The following is a 17,028-nucleotide window of genomic DNA, read 5'->3' as shown; positions in this document are numbered from 1 at the left end:
ACGGGTAGTATCCCAACAACGTCTCCTTCGAAACTGGCGTCCCGATCTCTTAGACTCCTACCTATCCTGTACATGTGGTACAGACACTCAATATCAAACTGCAGTAAAGCTCCATGGGGTCTTTCCGTCCTGTCGCGGGTAACCTGCATCTTCACAGGTACTAAAATTTCACCGAGTCTCTCGTTGAGACAGTGCCCAAATCATTACGCCTTTCGTGCGGGTCGGAACTTACCCGACAAGGAATTTCGCTACCTTAGGACCGTTATAGTTACGGCCGCCGTTTACTGGGGCTTCAATTCATACCTTCGCTTGCGCTAAGCACTCCTCTTAACCTTCCAGCACCGGGCAGGCGTCACCCCCTATACATCATCTTACGATTTAGCAGAGAGCTGTGTTTTTGATAAACAGTTGCTTGGGCCTATTCACTGCGGCTGACTTAAAGTCAGCACCCCTTCTCCCGAAGTTACGGGGTCATTTTGCCGAGTTCCTTAACGAGAGTTCTCTCGCTCACCTGAGGCTACTCGCCTCGACTACCTGTGTCGGTTTGCGGTACGGGTAGAGTATGTTTAAACGCTAGAAGCTTTTCTTGGCAGTGTGACGTCACTAACTTCGCTACTAAACTTCGCTCCCCATCACAGCTCAATGTTATAGATATAAGCATTTGACTCATATCACACCTCACTGCTTAGACAGACTCTTCCAATCGTCTGCTTTAGTTAGCCTACTGCGTCCCTCCATCACTACATACTCTAGTACAGGAATATCAACCTGTTGTCCATCGGATACACCTTTCGGTCTCTCCTTAGGTCCCGACTAACCCAGGGCGGACGAGCCTTCCCCTGGAAACCTTAGTCTTACGGTGGACAGGATTCTCACCTGTCTTTCGCTACTCATACCGGCATTCTCACTTCTATGCGTTCCAGCACTCCTCACGGTACACCTTCTTCACACATAGAACGCTCTCCTACCATACCTATAAAGGTATCCACAGCTTCGGTAAATTGTTTTAGCCCCGGTACATTTTCGGCGCAGGGTCACTCGACTAGTGAGCTATTACGCACTCTTTGAATGAATAGCTGCTTCTAAGCTAACATCCTAGTTGTCTGTGCAACCCCACATCCTTTTCCACTTAACAATTATTTTGGGACCTTAGCTGGTGGTCTGGGCTGTTTCCCTTTCGACTACGGATCTTAGCACTCGCAGTCTGACTGCCGACCATAATTCATTGGCATTCGGAGTTTATCTGAGATTGGTAATCCGGGATGGACCCCTCACCCAAACAGTGCTCTACCTCCAAGAATCTTAATGTCGACGCTAGCCCTAAAGCTATTTCGGAGAGAACCAGCTATCTCCAAGTTCGTTTGGAATTTCTCCGCTACCCACAAGTCATCCAAGCACTTTTCAACGTGCCCTGGTTCGGTCCTCCAGTGCGTCTTACCGCACCTTCAACCTGCTCATGGGTAGGTCACATGGTTTCGGGTCTACGTCATGATACTAATTCGCCCTATTCAGACTCGGTTTCCCTACGGCTCCGTCTCTTCAACTTAACCTCGCATCATAACGTAACTCGCCGGTTCATTCTACAAAAGGCACGCTCTCACCCATTAACGGGCTCGAACTTGTTGTAGGCACACGGTTTCAGGTTCTATTTCACTCCCCTCCCGGGGTGCTTTTCACCTTTCCCTCACGGTACTGGTTCACTATCGGTCACTAGGGAGTATTTAGGGTTGGGAGATGGTCCTCCCAGATTCCGACGGGATTTCTCGTGTCCCGCCGTACTCAGGATACTGCTAGGTACAAAGACTATTTTAAATACGAGGCTATTACTCTCTTTGGCTGATCTTCCCAATCATTCTTCTATAATCTTTGAGTCCACATTGCAGTCCTACAACCCCGAAGAGTAAACTCTTCGGTTTGCCCTTCTGCCGTTTCGCTCGCCGCTACTAAGGCAATCGCTTTTGCTTTCTCTTCCTGCAGCTACTTAGATGTTTCAGTTCACTGCGTCTTCCTCCTCACATCCTTAACAGATGTGGGTAACAGGTAGTACCTGTTGGGTTCCCCCATTCGGAAATCCCTGGATCATCGCTTACTTACAGCTACCCAAGGCATATCGTCGTTTGTCACGTCCTTCTTCGGCTCCTAGTGCCAAGGCATCCACCGTGCGCCCTTATTAACTTAACCTTATTCTTTGACCTTTCAGTCATAAACTCTTATTAATACTACAGCGTTTTCGGTTTATTTTCTTGTTACTATTTGATATAGATATTCAATTTTCAATGTGCATTACTTGGTGATCTCTCACCAATGGAGCCTAGCGGGATCGAACCGCTGACCTCCTGCGTGCAAAGCAGGCGCTCTCCCAGCTGAGCTAAGGCCCCACAAGACCTCTCAAGACTAAACAAGACCAATGCGCAGTTCCTTATCCTTAGAAAGGAGGTGATCCAGCCGCACCTTCCGATACGGCTACCTTGTTACGACTTCACCCCAATCATCTATCCCACCTTAGGCGGCTGGCTCCTTACGGTTACCTCACCGACTTCGGGTGTTACAAACTCTCGTGGTGTGACGGGCGGTGTGTACAAGGCCCGGGAACGTATTCACCGCGGCGTGCTGATCCGCGATTACTAGCGATTCCGACTTCATGTAGGCGAGTTGCAGCCTACAATCCGAACTGAGACTGGCTTTAAGAGATTAGCTTGCCGTCACCGGCTTGCGACTCGTTGTACCAGCCATTGTAGCACGTGTGTAGCCCAGGTCATAAGGGGCATGATGATTTGACGTCATCCCCACCTTCCTCCGGTTTATTACCGGCAGTCTCGCTAGAGTGCCCAACTGAATGATGGCAACTAACAATAGGGGTTGCGCTCGTTGCGGGACTTAACCCAACATCTCACGACACGAGCTGACGACAACCATGCACCACCTGTCACCTCTGTCCCGAAGGAAAACTCTATCTCTAGAGCGGTCAGAGGGATGTCAAGACCTGGTAAGGTTCTTCGCGTTGCTTCGAATTAAACCACATGCTCCACCGCTTGTGCGGGCCCCCGTCAATTCCTTTGAGTTTCAACCTTGCGGTCGTACTCCCCAGGCGGAGTGCTTAATGCGTTAGCTGCGGCACTAAACCCCGGAAAGGGTCTAACACCTAGCACTCATCGTTTACGGCGTGGACTACCAGGGTATCTAATCCTGTTTGCTCCCCACGCTTTCGAGCCTCAGCGTCAGTTACAAGCCAGAGAGCCGCTTTCGCCACCGGTGTTCCTCCATATATCTACGCATTTCACCGCTACACATGGAATTCCACTCTCCCCTCTTGCACTCAAGTTAAACAGTTTCCAAAGCGTACTATGGTTAAGCCACAGCCTTTAACTTCAGACTTATCTAACCGCCTGCGCTCGCTTTACGCCCAATAAATCCGGACAACGCTCGGGACCTACGTATTACCGCGGCTGCTGGCACGTAGTTAGCCGTCCCTTTCTGGTAAGATACCGTCACAGTGTGAACTTTCCACTCTCACACTCGTTCTTCTCTTACAACAGAGCTTTACGATCCGAAAACCTTCTTCACTCACGCGGCGTTGCTCGGTCAGACTTCCGTCCATTGCCGAAGATTCCCTACTGCTGCCTCCCGTAGGAGTCTGGGCCGTGTCTCAGTCCCAGTGTGGCCGATCACCCTCTCAGGTCGGCTATGTATCGTCGCCTTGGTGAGCCGTTACCCCACCAACTAGCTAATACAACGCAGGTCCATCTGGTAGTGATGCAATTGCACCTTTTAAGCAAATGTCATGCAACATCTACTATTATGCGGTATTAGCTATCGTTTCCAATAGTTATCCCCCGCTACCAGGCAGGTTACCTACGCGTTACTCACCCGTTCGCAACTCATCCAGAAGAGCAAGCTCCTCCTTCAGCGTTCTACTTGCATGTATTAGGCACGCCGCCAGCGTTCGTCCTGAGCCAGGATCAAACTCTCATTAAAAGTTTGAGTTCTCACTCATTTCTGTCACTGACAGATTTATTGTTTTTTCATTGTTCAGTACTACAACCTTAGTTGTAGTGCCCTGCACATTGGTTCGTCTTGTTCAGTTTTCAAAGGTCTTTGTCACTCGCTTCTCTCAAGTGACAACTATATTAGTATATCACAGTCGCTTTCGCTTGTCAACACTTTTTTGAAACTTTTTTAAAACTTTTTTCATCAAGTGTTCTAACCGCAACATACCATAGTCCGTACGGGATTCGAACCCGTGTTACCGCCGTGAAAAGGCGGTGTCTTAACCCCTTGACCAACGGACCTGAGTTGTTGTTTTCAACTCTTACTATTATACCGACTTTTTATTTTTTGTCAACTACTTTTTTAAACTTTTTTACTTTTTTGCATGAATTCCTAATGAGTACGGATATCAAACTCTTTAAACACAATACGTAAGTCCTTTAGCACACTTTGACGCCCTCGGAAGCGTTCATCTCTTAAGACGCGTTCTAACTCTTCTTGTTTGTCTTTACTTTGTTTGTTTCTATAATCTCTTAGTGTTTCATGAAAGAGATAATAATCGTCTAGCCAGAGTCCTCCCTCACTTATACGATGACTTATCTCACCCACTTCTTCATAAAGCTCTTTATCATATCTCCGTTTTTGACTTTCTTGTTTACGGAGATAATCTAGAATTCGATTCCGGAATTTTGTTTTGAAATATTTACGTAAGCGTGGAATATCGTCTACTAGCCCTTCTTCTCTACTGATCAATTCATGTAAGCAAATCATTCCCTCTTGATCCCAGTCCGACAACTCCCACAAATGAAGGTAATATTCATTTCTACACTTGTATACAATTCCTTGGACTTCTTCATACATTTTTTTAAGCATAATCTTCCCCTTTCTAGATACAGTCTAACAGATTCAGATACACTTTTGGCACATTTCCCCATTCTGTTCCCCTTAGCTCCTCAACTGCACAAAAAAGAGAGGTCTTGCCTCTCTCAGGGTTATTTTTCGTCATTCATTTTTGATTTTACTTCATCATAGGATAGTGCGTGTGATTCCTCTTCTACTGTTTCAGGCATCTTTCCTGTTTCGTAAAGAGATTTAATTTGTGTACTATCCAATGTTTCGTATTTCAATAATGCTTCTGCAATCAACTTGTGAGTTTCACGATTTGACTGAATAATTTCAGCAGCTTTATTTCGTGCTTCATTCAATAATGAACGAACCTCTTCGTCAATTTCATAAGCTGTTTGTTCTGAAATTGATTTTTGAGGACTCTGTGCACCAAACATAGCATGGTTTCCTTCATATTGTACTGGACCAAGTTTTTCACTCATACCGTACTCTGTAACCATTGCACGCGCCATTTGTGTCGCTTGTTCAAAGTCGTTTGAAGCTCCTGTAGTTTGGACATTAAAGATAATTTCTTCAGCTACACGTCCCCCCATTAAGCCAGCCAATTGCTCTTTCATATCTTCTTTAGATAGAAGCATTTGATCCTCTTTAGGAAGTGCAATCATGTAACCACCTGCACGGCCACGTGGTACAATTGTAACCTTATGGACAACACGGGCATTCGACAAGACTAGACCTACAATGGTATGTCCTGCCTCATGGTAAGCAACTAATTCACGTTCTTTTTGTGAAACTGTCTTATCTTTCTTAGAAGGACCAGCAATAACTCTGTCTTCTGCTTCATCAATATCTGAAGCATCAATTATCGATTTATTGCGACGGGCAGCAACTAGAGCCGCTTCATTCAAGACATTCTCTAAATCTGCTCCAACAAAACCTGGGGTTTGTTGGGCCACTAATTTCAAATCTACATCTTCTGCTAAAGGCTTGTTCTTAGCATGAACTTTCAAGATTGCTTCACGACCTTTAACATCAGGACGGCCAACCAATACTTTTCTATCAAAACGTCCTGGACGCAAAAGGGCAGGATCAAGTACATCTGAACGGTTTGTCGCAGCGATGACGATAATCCCTTCATTTCCCTCAAAACCATCCATCTCAATCAAAAGTTGATTCAAGGTTTGTTCACGTTCATCATTACCTCCGCCGAGACCGACTCCACGTTGACGTCCAACAGCATCAATTTCATCGATAAAGATAATAGCTGGTGCTGCTTTTTTGGCATCTTCAAAAAGAGAACGAACACGACTAGCTCCAACTCCGACAAACATTTCTACAAAGTCAGAACCTGAGATACTAAAGAATGGAACACCTGCTTCTCCGGCTACTGCCTTAGCAAGCAAAGTTTTACCTGTTCCCGGAGGTCCCTCCAGAAGGACACCTGCTGGAATACGAGCCCCAAGTTTTGTAAATCGTTTTGGATCTTTTAAAAATTCAACAACTTCAACTAGTTCTTGTTTTTCTTCTTCAGCTCCAGCAACATCTGAAAATCTTACTTTAATATCTTCTTTATTTGCGGCTTTAGCCTTACTACGTCCAAAACTCATTGGGTTACGGCTATTATTTCCTCCCATATTTCCCATCATAGAGAATAGGAAGAAGAATAGAATACCGAATGGCACAATGGATACAAGAATATTAATCCACATACCACTTGAACTTTCATGCTTAACAGTTACTTCTGCCTTATGGTCAGAAGCAAGTTTTTGCAATTCTGATACTGTAGTATCTGAAGGAAGAATAATACTTGAAAATTTCTCTACTGTTGTAGCAGAAGGAGAAAAGAACTGAATGCCTGTTTCTTCTTTACTTGTTTTAGGATTTTTATAAACACCTGAAACTTCGATAACACTGCCATTTGGTTGGTAAGTCAATTCTTTTACATTGTCATCGGTAATTTCTTTTACCAATTCTGTATAATTAATTTGCTCACTTTTCCCTGCAACACTACCTGTACTAAAATACTGATAACCTGTAACTAGGAGAAAAATAAGTAATAACCATAGAAAAGGATTTTTAATTAAACCATTATTTTGTTTTTTCATTAAAAATTGTTCTTTCTAATTTGAATACACTTCTTCTTTCAATACTCCAACATAAGGAAGGTTACGATAATTTTCTTTGTAGTCTAAACCATAACCTACTACAAACTCATTTGGGATAGTAAAGCAGGTATAGTCTGCCTCAATTTCTACAACACGTCCTTCTGGTTTATCCAACAAGGTTGCAATCTTAACAGAAGCTGCTTCTCTTGCTTTAAACATATCTCTTAAACTCTTCAAAGTTTGACCTGTATCAATGATATCTTCTACAAAGAGAACATGTCTTCCTTTGATATCTTGAGTCACATCTTGTTTAATATTGATAACACCACTACTTGCTGTTCCACCATGATAGCTAGAAACCATCATAAAGTCCATTTCAATATGTGTGTCGATATGTTTGACCAATTCAGCCATAAAAGGAATAGATCCTTTTAAAATCCCGACTAAAATTGGATTTTTTCCTGCATAGTCTTTAGTGAGTTGAGCACCTAATTTTTTAGCAGCTTCTGTAATTTCATCGTGTGAAACGAGGATTTTTTTAATATCGTTTTCTAACATTTTTTTACCTATCTATTTTTTCTATATAAAGTACAGTGTTCATTATATCATTTTTCGTGTTTTTACTCAAATTACTGGTCGCAATTCCCAAAATTGAAACAATTTCACCAAATTGCTCAATAATCAGAGCAGATTTTCGCTTTTCCATAGGGATTTTCAAATCAATAAATAGACGTCTGAGTTTTTTTCTATGCCCATTTTGAATCAAAAAATCCCCTGGTTTTCGATAACGAATGTGTATTGATGTTTCCCGTGAAACAGGTACCTGCTGAATTAATTCACCTTCTAAAGGAAGTCCAAAGGAAAATAAATAACCTTGATAAGATACCTGATTTTGGTAGTATAACACAAATTCATCTGCCTTTTCATCAGCCTGCGGACTGATTTTACAAATCCGAAACTGTTGATACTCTTTTACTAATTCATAACCATTTTTAAGCGGATGACGATACTGGCTTTTAGTTTTTAAAATTTGTCTAACTTCTTCAAACTGAGCTTTTGTGAGATTCAAATCTGGAAAACGATTCAGATAAGTTTGAAGTAAAACTCTTTGTGTAGACTCAGAGTAAGACAATAGCTGCTCTAAATTTTCTACATCAATATTGTTAGATAATTCAGTTATAGCTAAGTCGTAATCTAAAATTTCATTACCGATACTTAAGATTGCATCTCTAAATCGAGGATTTTCTTTTTCTAAATCTGGTAAGTAAGAGTTTCGAATACGATTGCGAAAATAATGATTTTTCTTATTTGATGTATCTTCAAAGTGAAAAATTTGTGGAAAGTCTTTTTTCTGAAAATGCAAGAAGGGCCGAATGATTTCTATCTCTCCGACTACTTGCTTCGCCTTAATTCCTGATAGATAGCGCAAGCGAGTCCCTCGAATCAAACGCATCAAAATCGTTTCCACCTGATCATCAGCATGGTGGGCAGTGACTAAAGCTGTCGCACCTGTCTTTTTCATGACCTCTTGAAAAAAATAATAACGAAAATTTCTTGCACGCGCTTCTGAAAATTCTCCTAAAAAATCGCTGATATAAATAGGAAGCTCTGCTTCAGCAGCCAACTTCCTTAATTCCTTTTCTTCCCAATCTGATTCTACTCTCTGCTTATGATTCACATGAGCTAGAATCAATTCAATTTCTAACTCTTTTTGATAAGTAGATAATACCTTAAATAGAAACATAGAATCTAATCCACCAGAAAGAGCTAGCACCACCTTAGTATGCTTTTTGAAATATCCCTTCTTGAGAAAATGATTTAAAAAATCTTGTTCCCTCATTTTAGAACCTCATAAACATCCTTGGCTATCTGAGAAATCGTATCATAATCAGAATTCTTAGTGAAAATAGAAAGAATAAATGGAGAATCTGCGTAGACAACACCCGTATCATGCTTAAATTCGTCCGCATCCCCAATTTTATGAGCTACCTTCACAGAAACACCTTTGGCAATTCGCTGATTATCAAAATCTGTTTTAGTCAAAGACTCTAGCACAAATCCATTTTGATTATAAATAGCTTCCATGACCTTCCCGGCCATCTTGGAAGAAATCAATTTTTCTTTTGGCTCCCAATCATCTCCCATAATGGCAGACATCTTGGATTTGAATGTGGCATCAGATTGGTTTGAAATGTAATAACCCAATATATTATGAGCAACATTATCCGATTCTTTAGCTACTTTTGTTATTAAGTCCTTGAGAGAATATTCTTTATTATCCTCTTTTTTAGGGAGGCTACCACTTCCCTCTGGTTTATAAGAACCTGGAAAATCATTAACTGCAGATACGTATTTTACAGTCGTGTCTAACTGATAAATACCCTCATTTATTTTTTCTTGCGTATAATAAAGATAAGGGAGTTTCAAAACACTAGCTGCATACATCTTTTCATCTTGATTGATACCAGCTTCTTTTCCAGTAGTCAGTTGCTTAACATAAATAGAAAATGAATCCTTCTGATATTTTTCCGCTAACATTTCTTGGACTTTACTCATCCGATTATCTTCTTCAGAAGTTGATTCTTTAGCTACCCATCCAGCCTGATCAATATGTAGAAATTCTCTTCCCTCTACAAACATGGTCTTATCGATTGATACCTGAGAATAAGCTGATAAGGATGATTTCACTTCTTTCAAATCATAAGGACTATTGTACAGTTTAAAATCAGATTCTAACCATACTTTTTTTATTGTTGGAGTTACCTCTGACTGATCATATAAAAATCGTTTGTCCGCAGCTATAAATTGATGATTTGATAGCTTAAATACCGGAATTCCTTGTTTATTTAAGCGCCACTCCGTTATTTGGAAACTTGTTTTAGGAGTCAATTTTCCAGTTTCTACCACTAAATCTTCATTTGCATAAACAGGAACCTCTCCATAAACCATGGGATAACTTAATTTTTCTCTAAAATAAATACCAAAGTCAGATTGTGAAAGGTAATAAATTTCTTTCGAAGTATAGACAACTTCTTTTTCTGTGCTAACTACTTTTGAAACTGTCAAAAAACTCGGTAGCAACAAAATAATTAAGAATTTACGCATTCTTCCTTTCCTTTTCTTCTTGTAAACGCAATAATTGATTTTTATCAGCCAACTCTTCCAGCTTTTCATCCGACAGACTCAAAAATTGCTCTATTACATCTAATAAATTTTCCATTTTATCACCTTGGGAGCAAGTCAGGAATCGTATAAACTATTTCCCTCGACTTAGAATAATAGTACTTCGCTCGTGTATATTTGGCAGCATAATCCTCATCTTTCAACTTGGTAGCAAATGCTGTCTCCTTATCCTTTTCATCACTCAAGGTTTGATACTGAGTTTGCAAGTCTGCTAATTGCTGACGTCTTTGGAGTAATTGCTGATAACTCTGCGCTAAATTAAAAGTTGGCAAGATAAATAATAGCATAATCAAAATCAATACCCACCCCATAAAACGATTCCGTTTTTGTCGTTCTTTCATCAGGTAGCGACGACGTTGATATTCATTTTGAATAAAAGAATTATTCAATTGTACAATATTTTTAGACATTTTCTTCTACCCGTGTTTCACTGATAATTTCATACATGCCTGCTGCATCTTCTTTTTTTGTACTATCTTTCATCTCTAGTACTTTGACAAGTAGCAACTTATTTCCAAAACGAATTTCAACTTGGTCATTAACTTTCAAATCCGTTGAACTTTTGGCCAAGATTCCATTCACCTTGATTCTGCCTTTATCTGCTACTTCTTTTGCGACTGTACGACGCTTGATAATTCGCGATACTTTTAAATATTTGTCTAATCTCATCCTTATTACCTCAACTTATTATTGTACCATTTTTATCTATTTTATAGAAGAAAAATATCAAATGGAATTTTCTTTCTTAGACTCTTTTATCTCTAATAAACTTTCTCCAAAAATCAGCAGACCTTCTAAAATTTCATAATCTTTCTTATTTTGGACATCAAATACAAGCTCCATTAATCCCTTATTCTCAGCGATGCCTGCTTTTAAGTTCGTTGCGGATAAAGCTTTAAAATAATCTTGAGCTAAAAACAGTCGTTGAGTGACTTTTTCAAATTGAACTGTAATTTTATTATCTTTTCTTTCCACACGTTGAACAAAGACCTTGTCCAAATATGACTTGACTAAACCAATCTCTAAAAGATAGGCTACTACATCTGGGTATTCTCCAAAACGGTCCATCAGCTCTTCTTGTAACTCCTCATAATTGACACGGTTGTCAATTTGACGAATTTTCTTGTAAATTTCAATCTTATGTCGTTGATCAGAAATATAAGTATCAGGAAGATAGGCATCAATTTGCAAAATCAACTCAGCATTCCCTTTGGTTCTTGTGTTAGTGTTAGCATTACCGTTTCGTTTAGCAATAGCTTCCTCTAATAACTGCGAATACAATTCAAAACCAACAGAATCAATGAAACCAGACTGGGATTTTCCTAAAAGATTTCCTGCTCCACGAATCGAAAGATCTCTCATAGCAATCTTAAATCCAGAGCCCAATTCTGTAAATCCTTTAATCGCTTCTAATCTCTTCTCGGAGACTTCACTGATTGATTTTTCTGGACGATACATGAGATAGGCATAAGCAATACGATTACTACGACCGACTCTTCCTCTTAACTGATACAAGGTTGACAAGCCCATATGGTCCGCATTTTCAATAAATAAAGTATTGGCATTTGGAATGTCCACCCCTGTCTCGATAATGGTAGTTGTCACCAAGATATCGTATTGTCCCTCAATAAAGTCTAGTAGAGTATTTTCCAACTGGATTTCACTCATTCGACCATGAACATAACCAATCGAAGCCTCTGGAATCAACTCCTGTAATTCTGAAACCTTCTGGTCAATCGTGTCAACTTTGTTGTAAAGGTAGTAAACTTGACCTCCACGCTCCATTTCACGCAAAACAGCATCACGAATGACACTCTCATTCTTTTCCAAAACATAGGTTTGCACTGGATAACGATTAGTCGGCGGAGTTTCAATAACAGACAAATCTCTGATTCCCAGCATAGACATATGGAGGGTACGAGGGATTGGCGTTGCTGTCAAGGTCAGGACATCCACTTGTTTCTTCAGTTCTTTCAAGGTTTCCTTATGCTTGACACCAAATCGTTGTTCTTCATCAATAATCATCAAGCCCAAATCAGAAAACACAACATCTTTTGACAAAACACGATGGGTTCCAATCAAAATATCAACTTGACCCTTTTTCAATTTTTCAAGTGTTTCGGTCTGCTCTTTTTTACTTCTAAAACGACTCAATACATCAATATTAACTGCAAAATTTTGGAATCGTTCCTTAAAATTGGTATAGTGCTGTTGCGCTAAAACCGTCGTCGGAACTAGAACGACAACCTGTTTGTGACCATTGACTGCCTTAAAGGCTGCACGCATAGCAACTTCAGTCTTCCCAAAACCAACATCCCCAACTAAAAGTCGATCCATTGGTTGAGAAGCCTGCATATCCCTCTTGATTTCCTCGATACTACGAAGTTGATCATCCGTTTCAACATACGGAAAAGCATCATCAAAAGCATGTTGATCCTCATCATCAGCTGAGAAAGCAAAACCCTTCAACTGGCTGCGTTCAGAATAAAGTTTAATTAAATCATCAGCTATATCCTCTACCTGGTTCTTAACTTTTTGCTTTGCTTTTTTAAAATGACCGTCATTTAATTTATTGAGTTTTGGATCTTTCCCATCACTTGAAACGTATTTAGACAGTAGATGAATCTGTTCCACGGGGATGGAAATTTGATCCCCATTTTGATACTGGACACTTACATAATCGCGGTGAATCCCCTTGATTTCAATTGTTTCAATCCCTAAATATTGACCAATTCCATGAATGTGGTGAACAACGTAGTCCCCTTTTTCAAGTTCATTGTAATCTTTTAATCTCTCTGCGTTTGAAACATTTTGTCTTCGAAAACGACGTTTCAATTTCTTTTGAAAAATCTCATGTTCAGTAATCACCAGAATTTTTTCATCTACAAAATGAAAACCATGTCTGAGATTGCCCTCGATTAAGTTTACAGATTCTTTACATATGCTTGACTTATCTCTAGAATCTAATTTAATCTGATATTCCTCTAACACATCCTCCAATGTTTTACTTCCCATTGAATTGCTAGACTGCAGGATAATAGTATAATCCATTTTTTTATATCGTTCAATTTCTTCTTTTAGAGAAGAAAATTGATTGAAAAACTCCTGCATAGGATATTGATTAAATTGATAAATTTGGTCAAACTTGAGATTTCCTAACCCCTTTTGCAGATTAGAGAAAAAGGTAACCGGACTCTGTTTTTTATAGATTTGCTCTGTATCAGCAAAATACTGCATCTCAGAAAATGCTTTACTGTTCTGTAATTCTTCTGTAAAGTATTGTGCTAACTCCCTTTCAAAGACTTCATACTGATTCATCAATTTTTGATAATCATCAAAGAATATTGGTATGTCTTTTTCAATATAATCAAAGACAGTCCATGTCTTTTCATAACACAAAGATAAAAATTTCCGGTAATCAGAATGAATTTGTTTTTGGTGAAAACTTGAAAGAATTTCTTCTAAGTATGATTTTAAAATAGGTGATAAAGTCTTTGGAATTTGTTTTTCTAAAGCTGACTGACCTCTTTGATAATCATTTTCTCTCAAAAGTATGTCGCTAGCTGGAAAGACTGTGAGTTCTGTCTGATTTTCTTTCGATAATTGTGTTTCTACTTCAAATGACCTAATACCATCAATTTCATCACCAAAAAACTCAATTCGGCAAGGTTCTAACTGGGATATTTCAAAAATATCTAAAATATCTCCTCGCAAACTAAATTCGCCCTGAGTTTGTACTTGAGTGACTTTTCGATAGCCTATTTCCTTTAACTGATGGATAAGCGCGTATTGATCATATTCTTCACCAACTGAGATTTTTACAATACTATCTTTGAATACATTTGGAGACGGTAAAAACAATCGACTTGCTGCAATATTACAAACTAAATCCCTTTCTTAGATGAATCAGTCAAAAAACGCAAGGCTTCAACCCGTGAAATGATTTTTTCTTGTGAAGACATCAAAAACTCGACCATAGGGGAGTCATCTACCAAAAATGGATAGACCTGTTCCTCACCCAAGATAGAGATAAGATCACTAACAAGTCCTTCTGCTTCTCCATAAGTTGACGTCAGTAAAACAATCTTATCTTCTTTTTCTAAACTGCTTGCAATTGCTAAAGCTTTTGTAGAAGTTGACAAACCTAACATTAATTGTCTTTTTTTATATGTTAAATTTTGATGCCATTTTTGGATCTGATCATTTTCTGAGAATAAATCTAATAAGGTCACCATTTATCCGTTATACCTCTGCATCGTTTTTTCAAAGTTTTTCTCTTGTAAATAGTAGTTTACAGTATCGTCAACTTTGTCAATAGACTGTAAAATACCAATATAATCATCCTTGTCAAACTTACTCAAAACATGATTAACAACTGACATTCCATTTTTAGGTCTTCCGATTCCAATCTTAACACGATTAAAGGTCTGAGTCCCTATATGTTGAATAATAGACTTGATACCATTATGACCACCCGCTGAGCCTTTTGTTCTTAAACGAATTTTCCCAACTTCCATGTCAAGATCGTCGTAAATGACGAGTAAATCTTCAATATCCAAACCATAGTAAGTCAATAAAGCATGAACTGCTTTTCCACTTTCATTCATAAAGGTCGTTGGTTTGACAAGATAAATTTTTTCTCCATTGAAGAAAAAGGATGCTAGGTCTGCTTGAAATATCTTATCGTGTGTAAAAGTGACATTTTGTTTTTTCGCTAGTTGGTCAATCAACATAAAACCAACATTGTGTTTTGTTTCAAAATATTTATCCCCTGGATTTCCTAATCCTACAAGTAATTTGCTCATTTATTTTTCCTTTCAAAAGCCAAAAGGGTTGGAATTTTTTTCCAACCTAAGTGACACTATTCATTAAATTTTTTAGACATTAAAGCGGAATTCCATGATATCGCCATCTTGAACGATATATTCTTTTCCTTCTTCACGCAAACGTCCAGCTTCTTTTACAGCCTTTTCAGATCCGTATTTTACTAAATCCTCATATGACATGGTTACTGCACGAATAAATCCTTTTTCAAAGTCTGAGTGGATAATCCCAGCTGCTTGAGGAGCCTTCATACCACGTTTGAAGGTCCAAGCTCGAACTTCTTTTTCACCAGCTGTGAAGTAAGTTCCCAGTCCAAGCAAGTGGTAAGCTGCACGAGTCAACTTGTCAACGCCTGATTCTGTCAAACCAAGTGCTTCAAGAAACTCTTGCTTGTCTTCTTCGTCTAACTCAGAAATTTCTTCCTCAGCACGCGCAGAAATAACGACTACTTCAGCATTTTCTGTCGCTGCAAATTCACGAATTTGTTTAACATAGTCAATAGAGTCAGGTTCTGAAACCACATCCTCGTCCACATTAGCAACATAGAGCACTGGTTTAGTCGTCAAAAGGAAGAGACTTTTGACAACTTTTTGTTCTTCATCTGTAAACTCGATTGTACGAGCTGATTTCCCATCTTCAAGGACTGGTTTAATCTTTTGAAGAACATTAAACTCTGCCACTGATTCTTTATCTTTTTGCGTACGTGCCATCTTTTCTACACGCACATATCGTTTGTTCACTGATTCTAAGTCAGCAAGAATCAATTCCAGATTAATTGTATCAATATCTGCAAGTGGATCTACAAAGGCGTCTTCACGTCCTTGTTCACGCATAACATTTTCATCATCAAAAGCACGAACTACATGAACAATCGCATCTACTTCACGGATATTGGCCAAGAATTTATTCCCTAGTCCTTCTCCTTTTGAAGCTCCTTTTACAATCCCTGCAATATCTGTAAATTCAAATGTTGTTGGAACTGTCTTTTTAGGAGTAATCATTTCAGTTAGTTTTTGTAGGCGTTCATCTGGAACTTCTACCATTCCAACGTTTGGGTCAATCGTTGCAAATGGGTAGTTCGCTGCCTCTGCTCCTGCTTTTGTAATTGCATTAAAGAGTGTTGATTTACCAACATTTGGCAAACCAACGATACCTGCTGTTAAAGCCATATTTTCTCATTCTCCATTTTCATTTCAATCCCTAATATTATAACACAAAAAGGGAAAACTTGCTAACCCTCTAACTAAGGGTGCTCAGTCAATAATTTTATTCATTTTTCGATCAAAATCATAGCGCCCCATCATGACAACATGGTCACAATTACTACATTTGATTTTGATATCTGCTCCTACACGTGTAATTTCCCAACGATTTGCTTTTTTACCTGTTGATTTGATGGTACAAGCATGTGGTTTTTTCATCTCAACAAAATTTCCAACTTGATACATACTACTCTCCTTTTCTTTTTCGATTATATCATAAAAGAGGCGAGCTAGGCTCAACCTCTTTCACTTAATTTGTACGAACTGGGGTGATGAGCTGCATGAAGTCCTCGTCAGTGTCTGCTGGTACAAGAGTAAATGGACGAACAGCTGAGATAAAGCTAATGGTCACCTTTTCGCTATTTAAAGCTTTAAGAGAATCAATCAAGTAAGTTGGGTTGAAACTAATGGTCAAATCTTCACCAGTAACATGATCAGTATCGATTTCTTCGTTTACTTTACCAACTTCTGGAGAGTGAACATGGGCGCTAACAATCCCATTTTTAATTTCAAGTTTCACAGTACCATTTTGAGTCGCACTTGATAAAAGACGAGCACGTTCCATTGACTGGCGTAAGTTTACCACATCAAAAGTAATTGTAGTGTTAAAGTCTGTTGGAATCAAACGATCTGTATCAGGATAGTTACCTTCTAACAAACGAGTATAGAAGCTAATATTTTCGCTTCTAAAGAGGATTTGGTTATTGGCAAAGAAAATCTCTACAGTTTCAATATCGTCTGTAAATACTGCTGAAAATTCGCGTAGAGAACGGCTAGGAATCACGACATCAAAATCATCACTATTTTTTCAAGCGTTAATT

General features: G+C 39.1%; 11 protein-coding genes, 2 tRNA genes, 2 rRNA genes and 2 pseudogenes. All 17 read right to left on the bottom strand.

Annotated features, from left to right (window positions below):
* Window positions 1-2,181, bottom strand: a 23S ribosomal RNA gene (locus tag SK608_RS10405); the annotation flags it as partial.
* A gap of 124 nt (window positions 2,182-2,305) precedes the next feature.
* A tRNA-Ala gene (locus tag SK608_RS00100) sits at window positions 2,306-2,378 on the bottom strand.
* 51 nt (window positions 2,379-2,429) lie between these two features.
* A 16S ribosomal RNA gene (locus SK608_RS00095) occupies window positions 2,430-3,975 on the bottom strand.
* 242 nt (window positions 3,976-4,217) lie between these two features.
* Window positions 4,218-4,289 (bottom strand) — tRNA-Glu (locus SK608_RS00090).
* A 91-nt stretch (window positions 4,290-4,380) separates the two neighbouring features.
* Window positions 4,381-4,860, bottom strand: a complete 480-nt coding sequence (locus tag SK608_RS00085; protein WP_033675598.1) for a sigma-70 RNA polymerase sigma factor region 4 domain-containing protein — start codon at window positions 4,858-4,860, stop codon at window positions 4,381-4,383.
* A gap of 119 nt (window positions 4,861-4,979) precedes the next feature.
* Window positions 4,980-6,938, bottom strand: a complete 1,959-nt coding sequence (gene ftsH / locus SK608_RS00080) for an ATP-dependent zinc metalloprotease FtsH (protein WP_033675596.1) — start codon at window positions 6,936-6,938, stop codon at window positions 4,980-4,982.
* A gap of 15 nt (window positions 6,939-6,953) precedes the next feature.
* Window positions 6,954-7,496, bottom strand: coding sequence for a hypoxanthine phosphoribosyltransferase (gene hpt, locus SK608_RS00075; protein WP_000892178.1), 543 nt, complete (start codon window positions 7,494-7,496; stop codon window positions 6,954-6,956).
* A 4-nt stretch (window positions 7,497-7,500) separates the two neighbouring features.
* Window positions 7,501-8,778, bottom strand: coding sequence for a tRNA lysidine(34) synthetase TilS (tilS, locus tag SK608_RS00070; protein ID WP_033675594.1), 1,278 nt, complete (start codon window positions 8,776-8,778; stop codon window positions 7,501-7,503).
* Complete coding sequence (locus SK608_RS00065) at window positions 8,775-10,043, bottom strand: serine hydrolase (RefSeq protein WP_033675592.1); 1,269 nt, start codon at window positions 10,041-10,043, stop codon at window positions 8,775-8,777. The genes tilS and SK608_RS00065 overlap by 4 nt, the downstream gene beginning before the upstream one ends.
* Complete coding sequence (locus tag SK608_RS11865; RefSeq protein ID WP_000429334.1) at window positions 10,036-10,158, bottom strand: SP_0009 family protein; 123 nt, start codon at window positions 10,156-10,158, stop codon at window positions 10,036-10,038. Before SK608_RS11865 ends, SK608_RS00065 begins: the two co-directional genes overlap by 8 nt.
* Window positions 10,159-10,162: 4 nt before the next feature.
* The gene (locus tag SK608_RS00055) at window positions 10,163-10,531 is read right to left on the bottom strand and encodes a septum formation initiator family protein (protein WP_033675590.1); all 369 of its coding nucleotides are present in this window, start codon (window positions 10,529-10,531) and stop codon (window positions 10,163-10,165) included.
* Window positions 10,524-10,790, bottom strand: a complete 267-nt coding sequence (locus SK608_RS00050) for an RNA-binding S4 domain-containing protein (protein WP_001234978.1) — start codon at window positions 10,788-10,790, stop codon at window positions 10,524-10,526. The genes SK608_RS00055 and SK608_RS00050 overlap by 8 nt, the downstream gene beginning before the upstream one ends.
* Window positions 10,791-10,847: 57 nt before the next feature.
* Window positions 10,848-14,356 (bottom strand): annotated as a pseudogene (mfd, locus tag SK608_RS00045) (transcription-repair coupling factor).
* Window positions 14,357-14,926 carry an aminoacyl-tRNA hydrolase gene (gene pth / locus SK608_RS00040; protein ID WP_033675588.1) on the bottom strand — a complete coding sequence of 190 codons (570 nt, stop codon included), beginning with the start codon at window positions 14,924-14,926 and terminating at the stop codon, window positions 14,357-14,359.
* Between the two features lie 72 nt (window positions 14,927-14,998).
* Window positions 14,999-16,114, bottom strand: coding sequence for a redox-regulated ATPase YchF (ychF, locus tag SK608_RS00035; protein WP_033675585.1), 1,116 nt, complete (start codon window positions 16,112-16,114; stop codon window positions 14,999-15,001).
* Between the two features lie 84 nt (window positions 16,115-16,198).
* Complete coding sequence (locus tag SK608_RS00030; protein WP_000285186.1) at window positions 16,199-16,393, bottom strand: DUF951 domain-containing protein; 195 nt, start codon at window positions 16,391-16,393, stop codon at window positions 16,199-16,201.
* Between the two features lie 64 nt (window positions 16,394-16,457).
* A pseudogene (gene dnaN / locus SK608_RS00025) lies at window positions 16,458-17,015 on the bottom strand (DNA polymerase III subunit beta); the annotation flags it as partial.
* Between the last annotated feature and the right edge of the window lie 13 nt (window positions 17,016-17,028).

Source organism: Streptococcus mitis subsp. hohhotensis (assembly GCF_000722775.1).
Taxonomy (GTDB): domain Bacteria; phylum Bacillota; class Bacilli; order Lactobacillales; family Streptococcaceae; genus Streptococcus; species Streptococcus carlssonii.
Note: the sequence above shows the minus strand (reverse complement) of the source record. Positions and strands in the feature narration are given on the sequence as shown.

Bases quoted from the DNA above. Each gene is read 5' to 3' on its own strand.
- SK608_RS00055 (WP_033675590.1), bottom strand. From the start codon at position 10,531: ATGTCTAAAAATATTGTACAATTGAATAATTCTTTTATTCAAAATGAA.
- SK608_RS00050 (WP_001234978.1), bottom strand. From the start codon at position 10,790: ATGAGATTAGACAAATATTTAAAAGTATCGCGAATTATCAAGCGTCGT.
- ftsH (WP_033675596.1), bottom strand. From the start codon at position 6,938: ATGAAAAAACAAAATAATGGTTTAATTAAAAATCCTTTTCTATGGTTA.
- SK608_RS00085 (WP_033675598.1), bottom strand. From the start codon at position 4,860: ATGCTTAAAAAAATGTATGAAGAAGTCCAAGGAATTGTATACAAGTGT.
- SK608_RS00030 (WP_000285186.1), bottom strand. From the start codon at position 16,393: ATGTATCAAGTTGGAAATTTTGTTGAGATGAAAAAACCACATGCTTGT.
- tilS (WP_033675594.1), bottom strand. From the start codon at position 8,778: ATGAGGGAACAAGATTTTTTAAATCATTTTCTCAAGAAGGGATATTTC.
- SK608_RS00065 (WP_033675592.1), bottom strand. From the start codon at position 10,043: ATGCGTAAATTCTTAATTATTTTGTTGCTACCGAGTTTTTTGACAGTT.
- hpt (WP_000892178.1), bottom strand. From the start codon at position 7,496: ATGTTAGAAAACGATATTAAAAAAATCCTCGTTTCACACGATGAAATT.
- SK608_RS11865 (WP_000429334.1), bottom strand. From the start codon at position 10,158: ATGGAAAATTTATTAGATGTAATAGAGCAATTTTTGAGTCTGTCGGAT.
- pth (WP_033675588.1), bottom strand. From the start codon at position 14,926: ATGAGCAAATTACTTGTAGGATTAGGAAATCCAGGGGATAAATATTTT.
- ychF (WP_033675585.1), bottom strand. From the start codon at position 16,114: ATGGCTTTAACAGCAGGTATCGTTGGTTTGCCAAATGTTGGTAAATCA.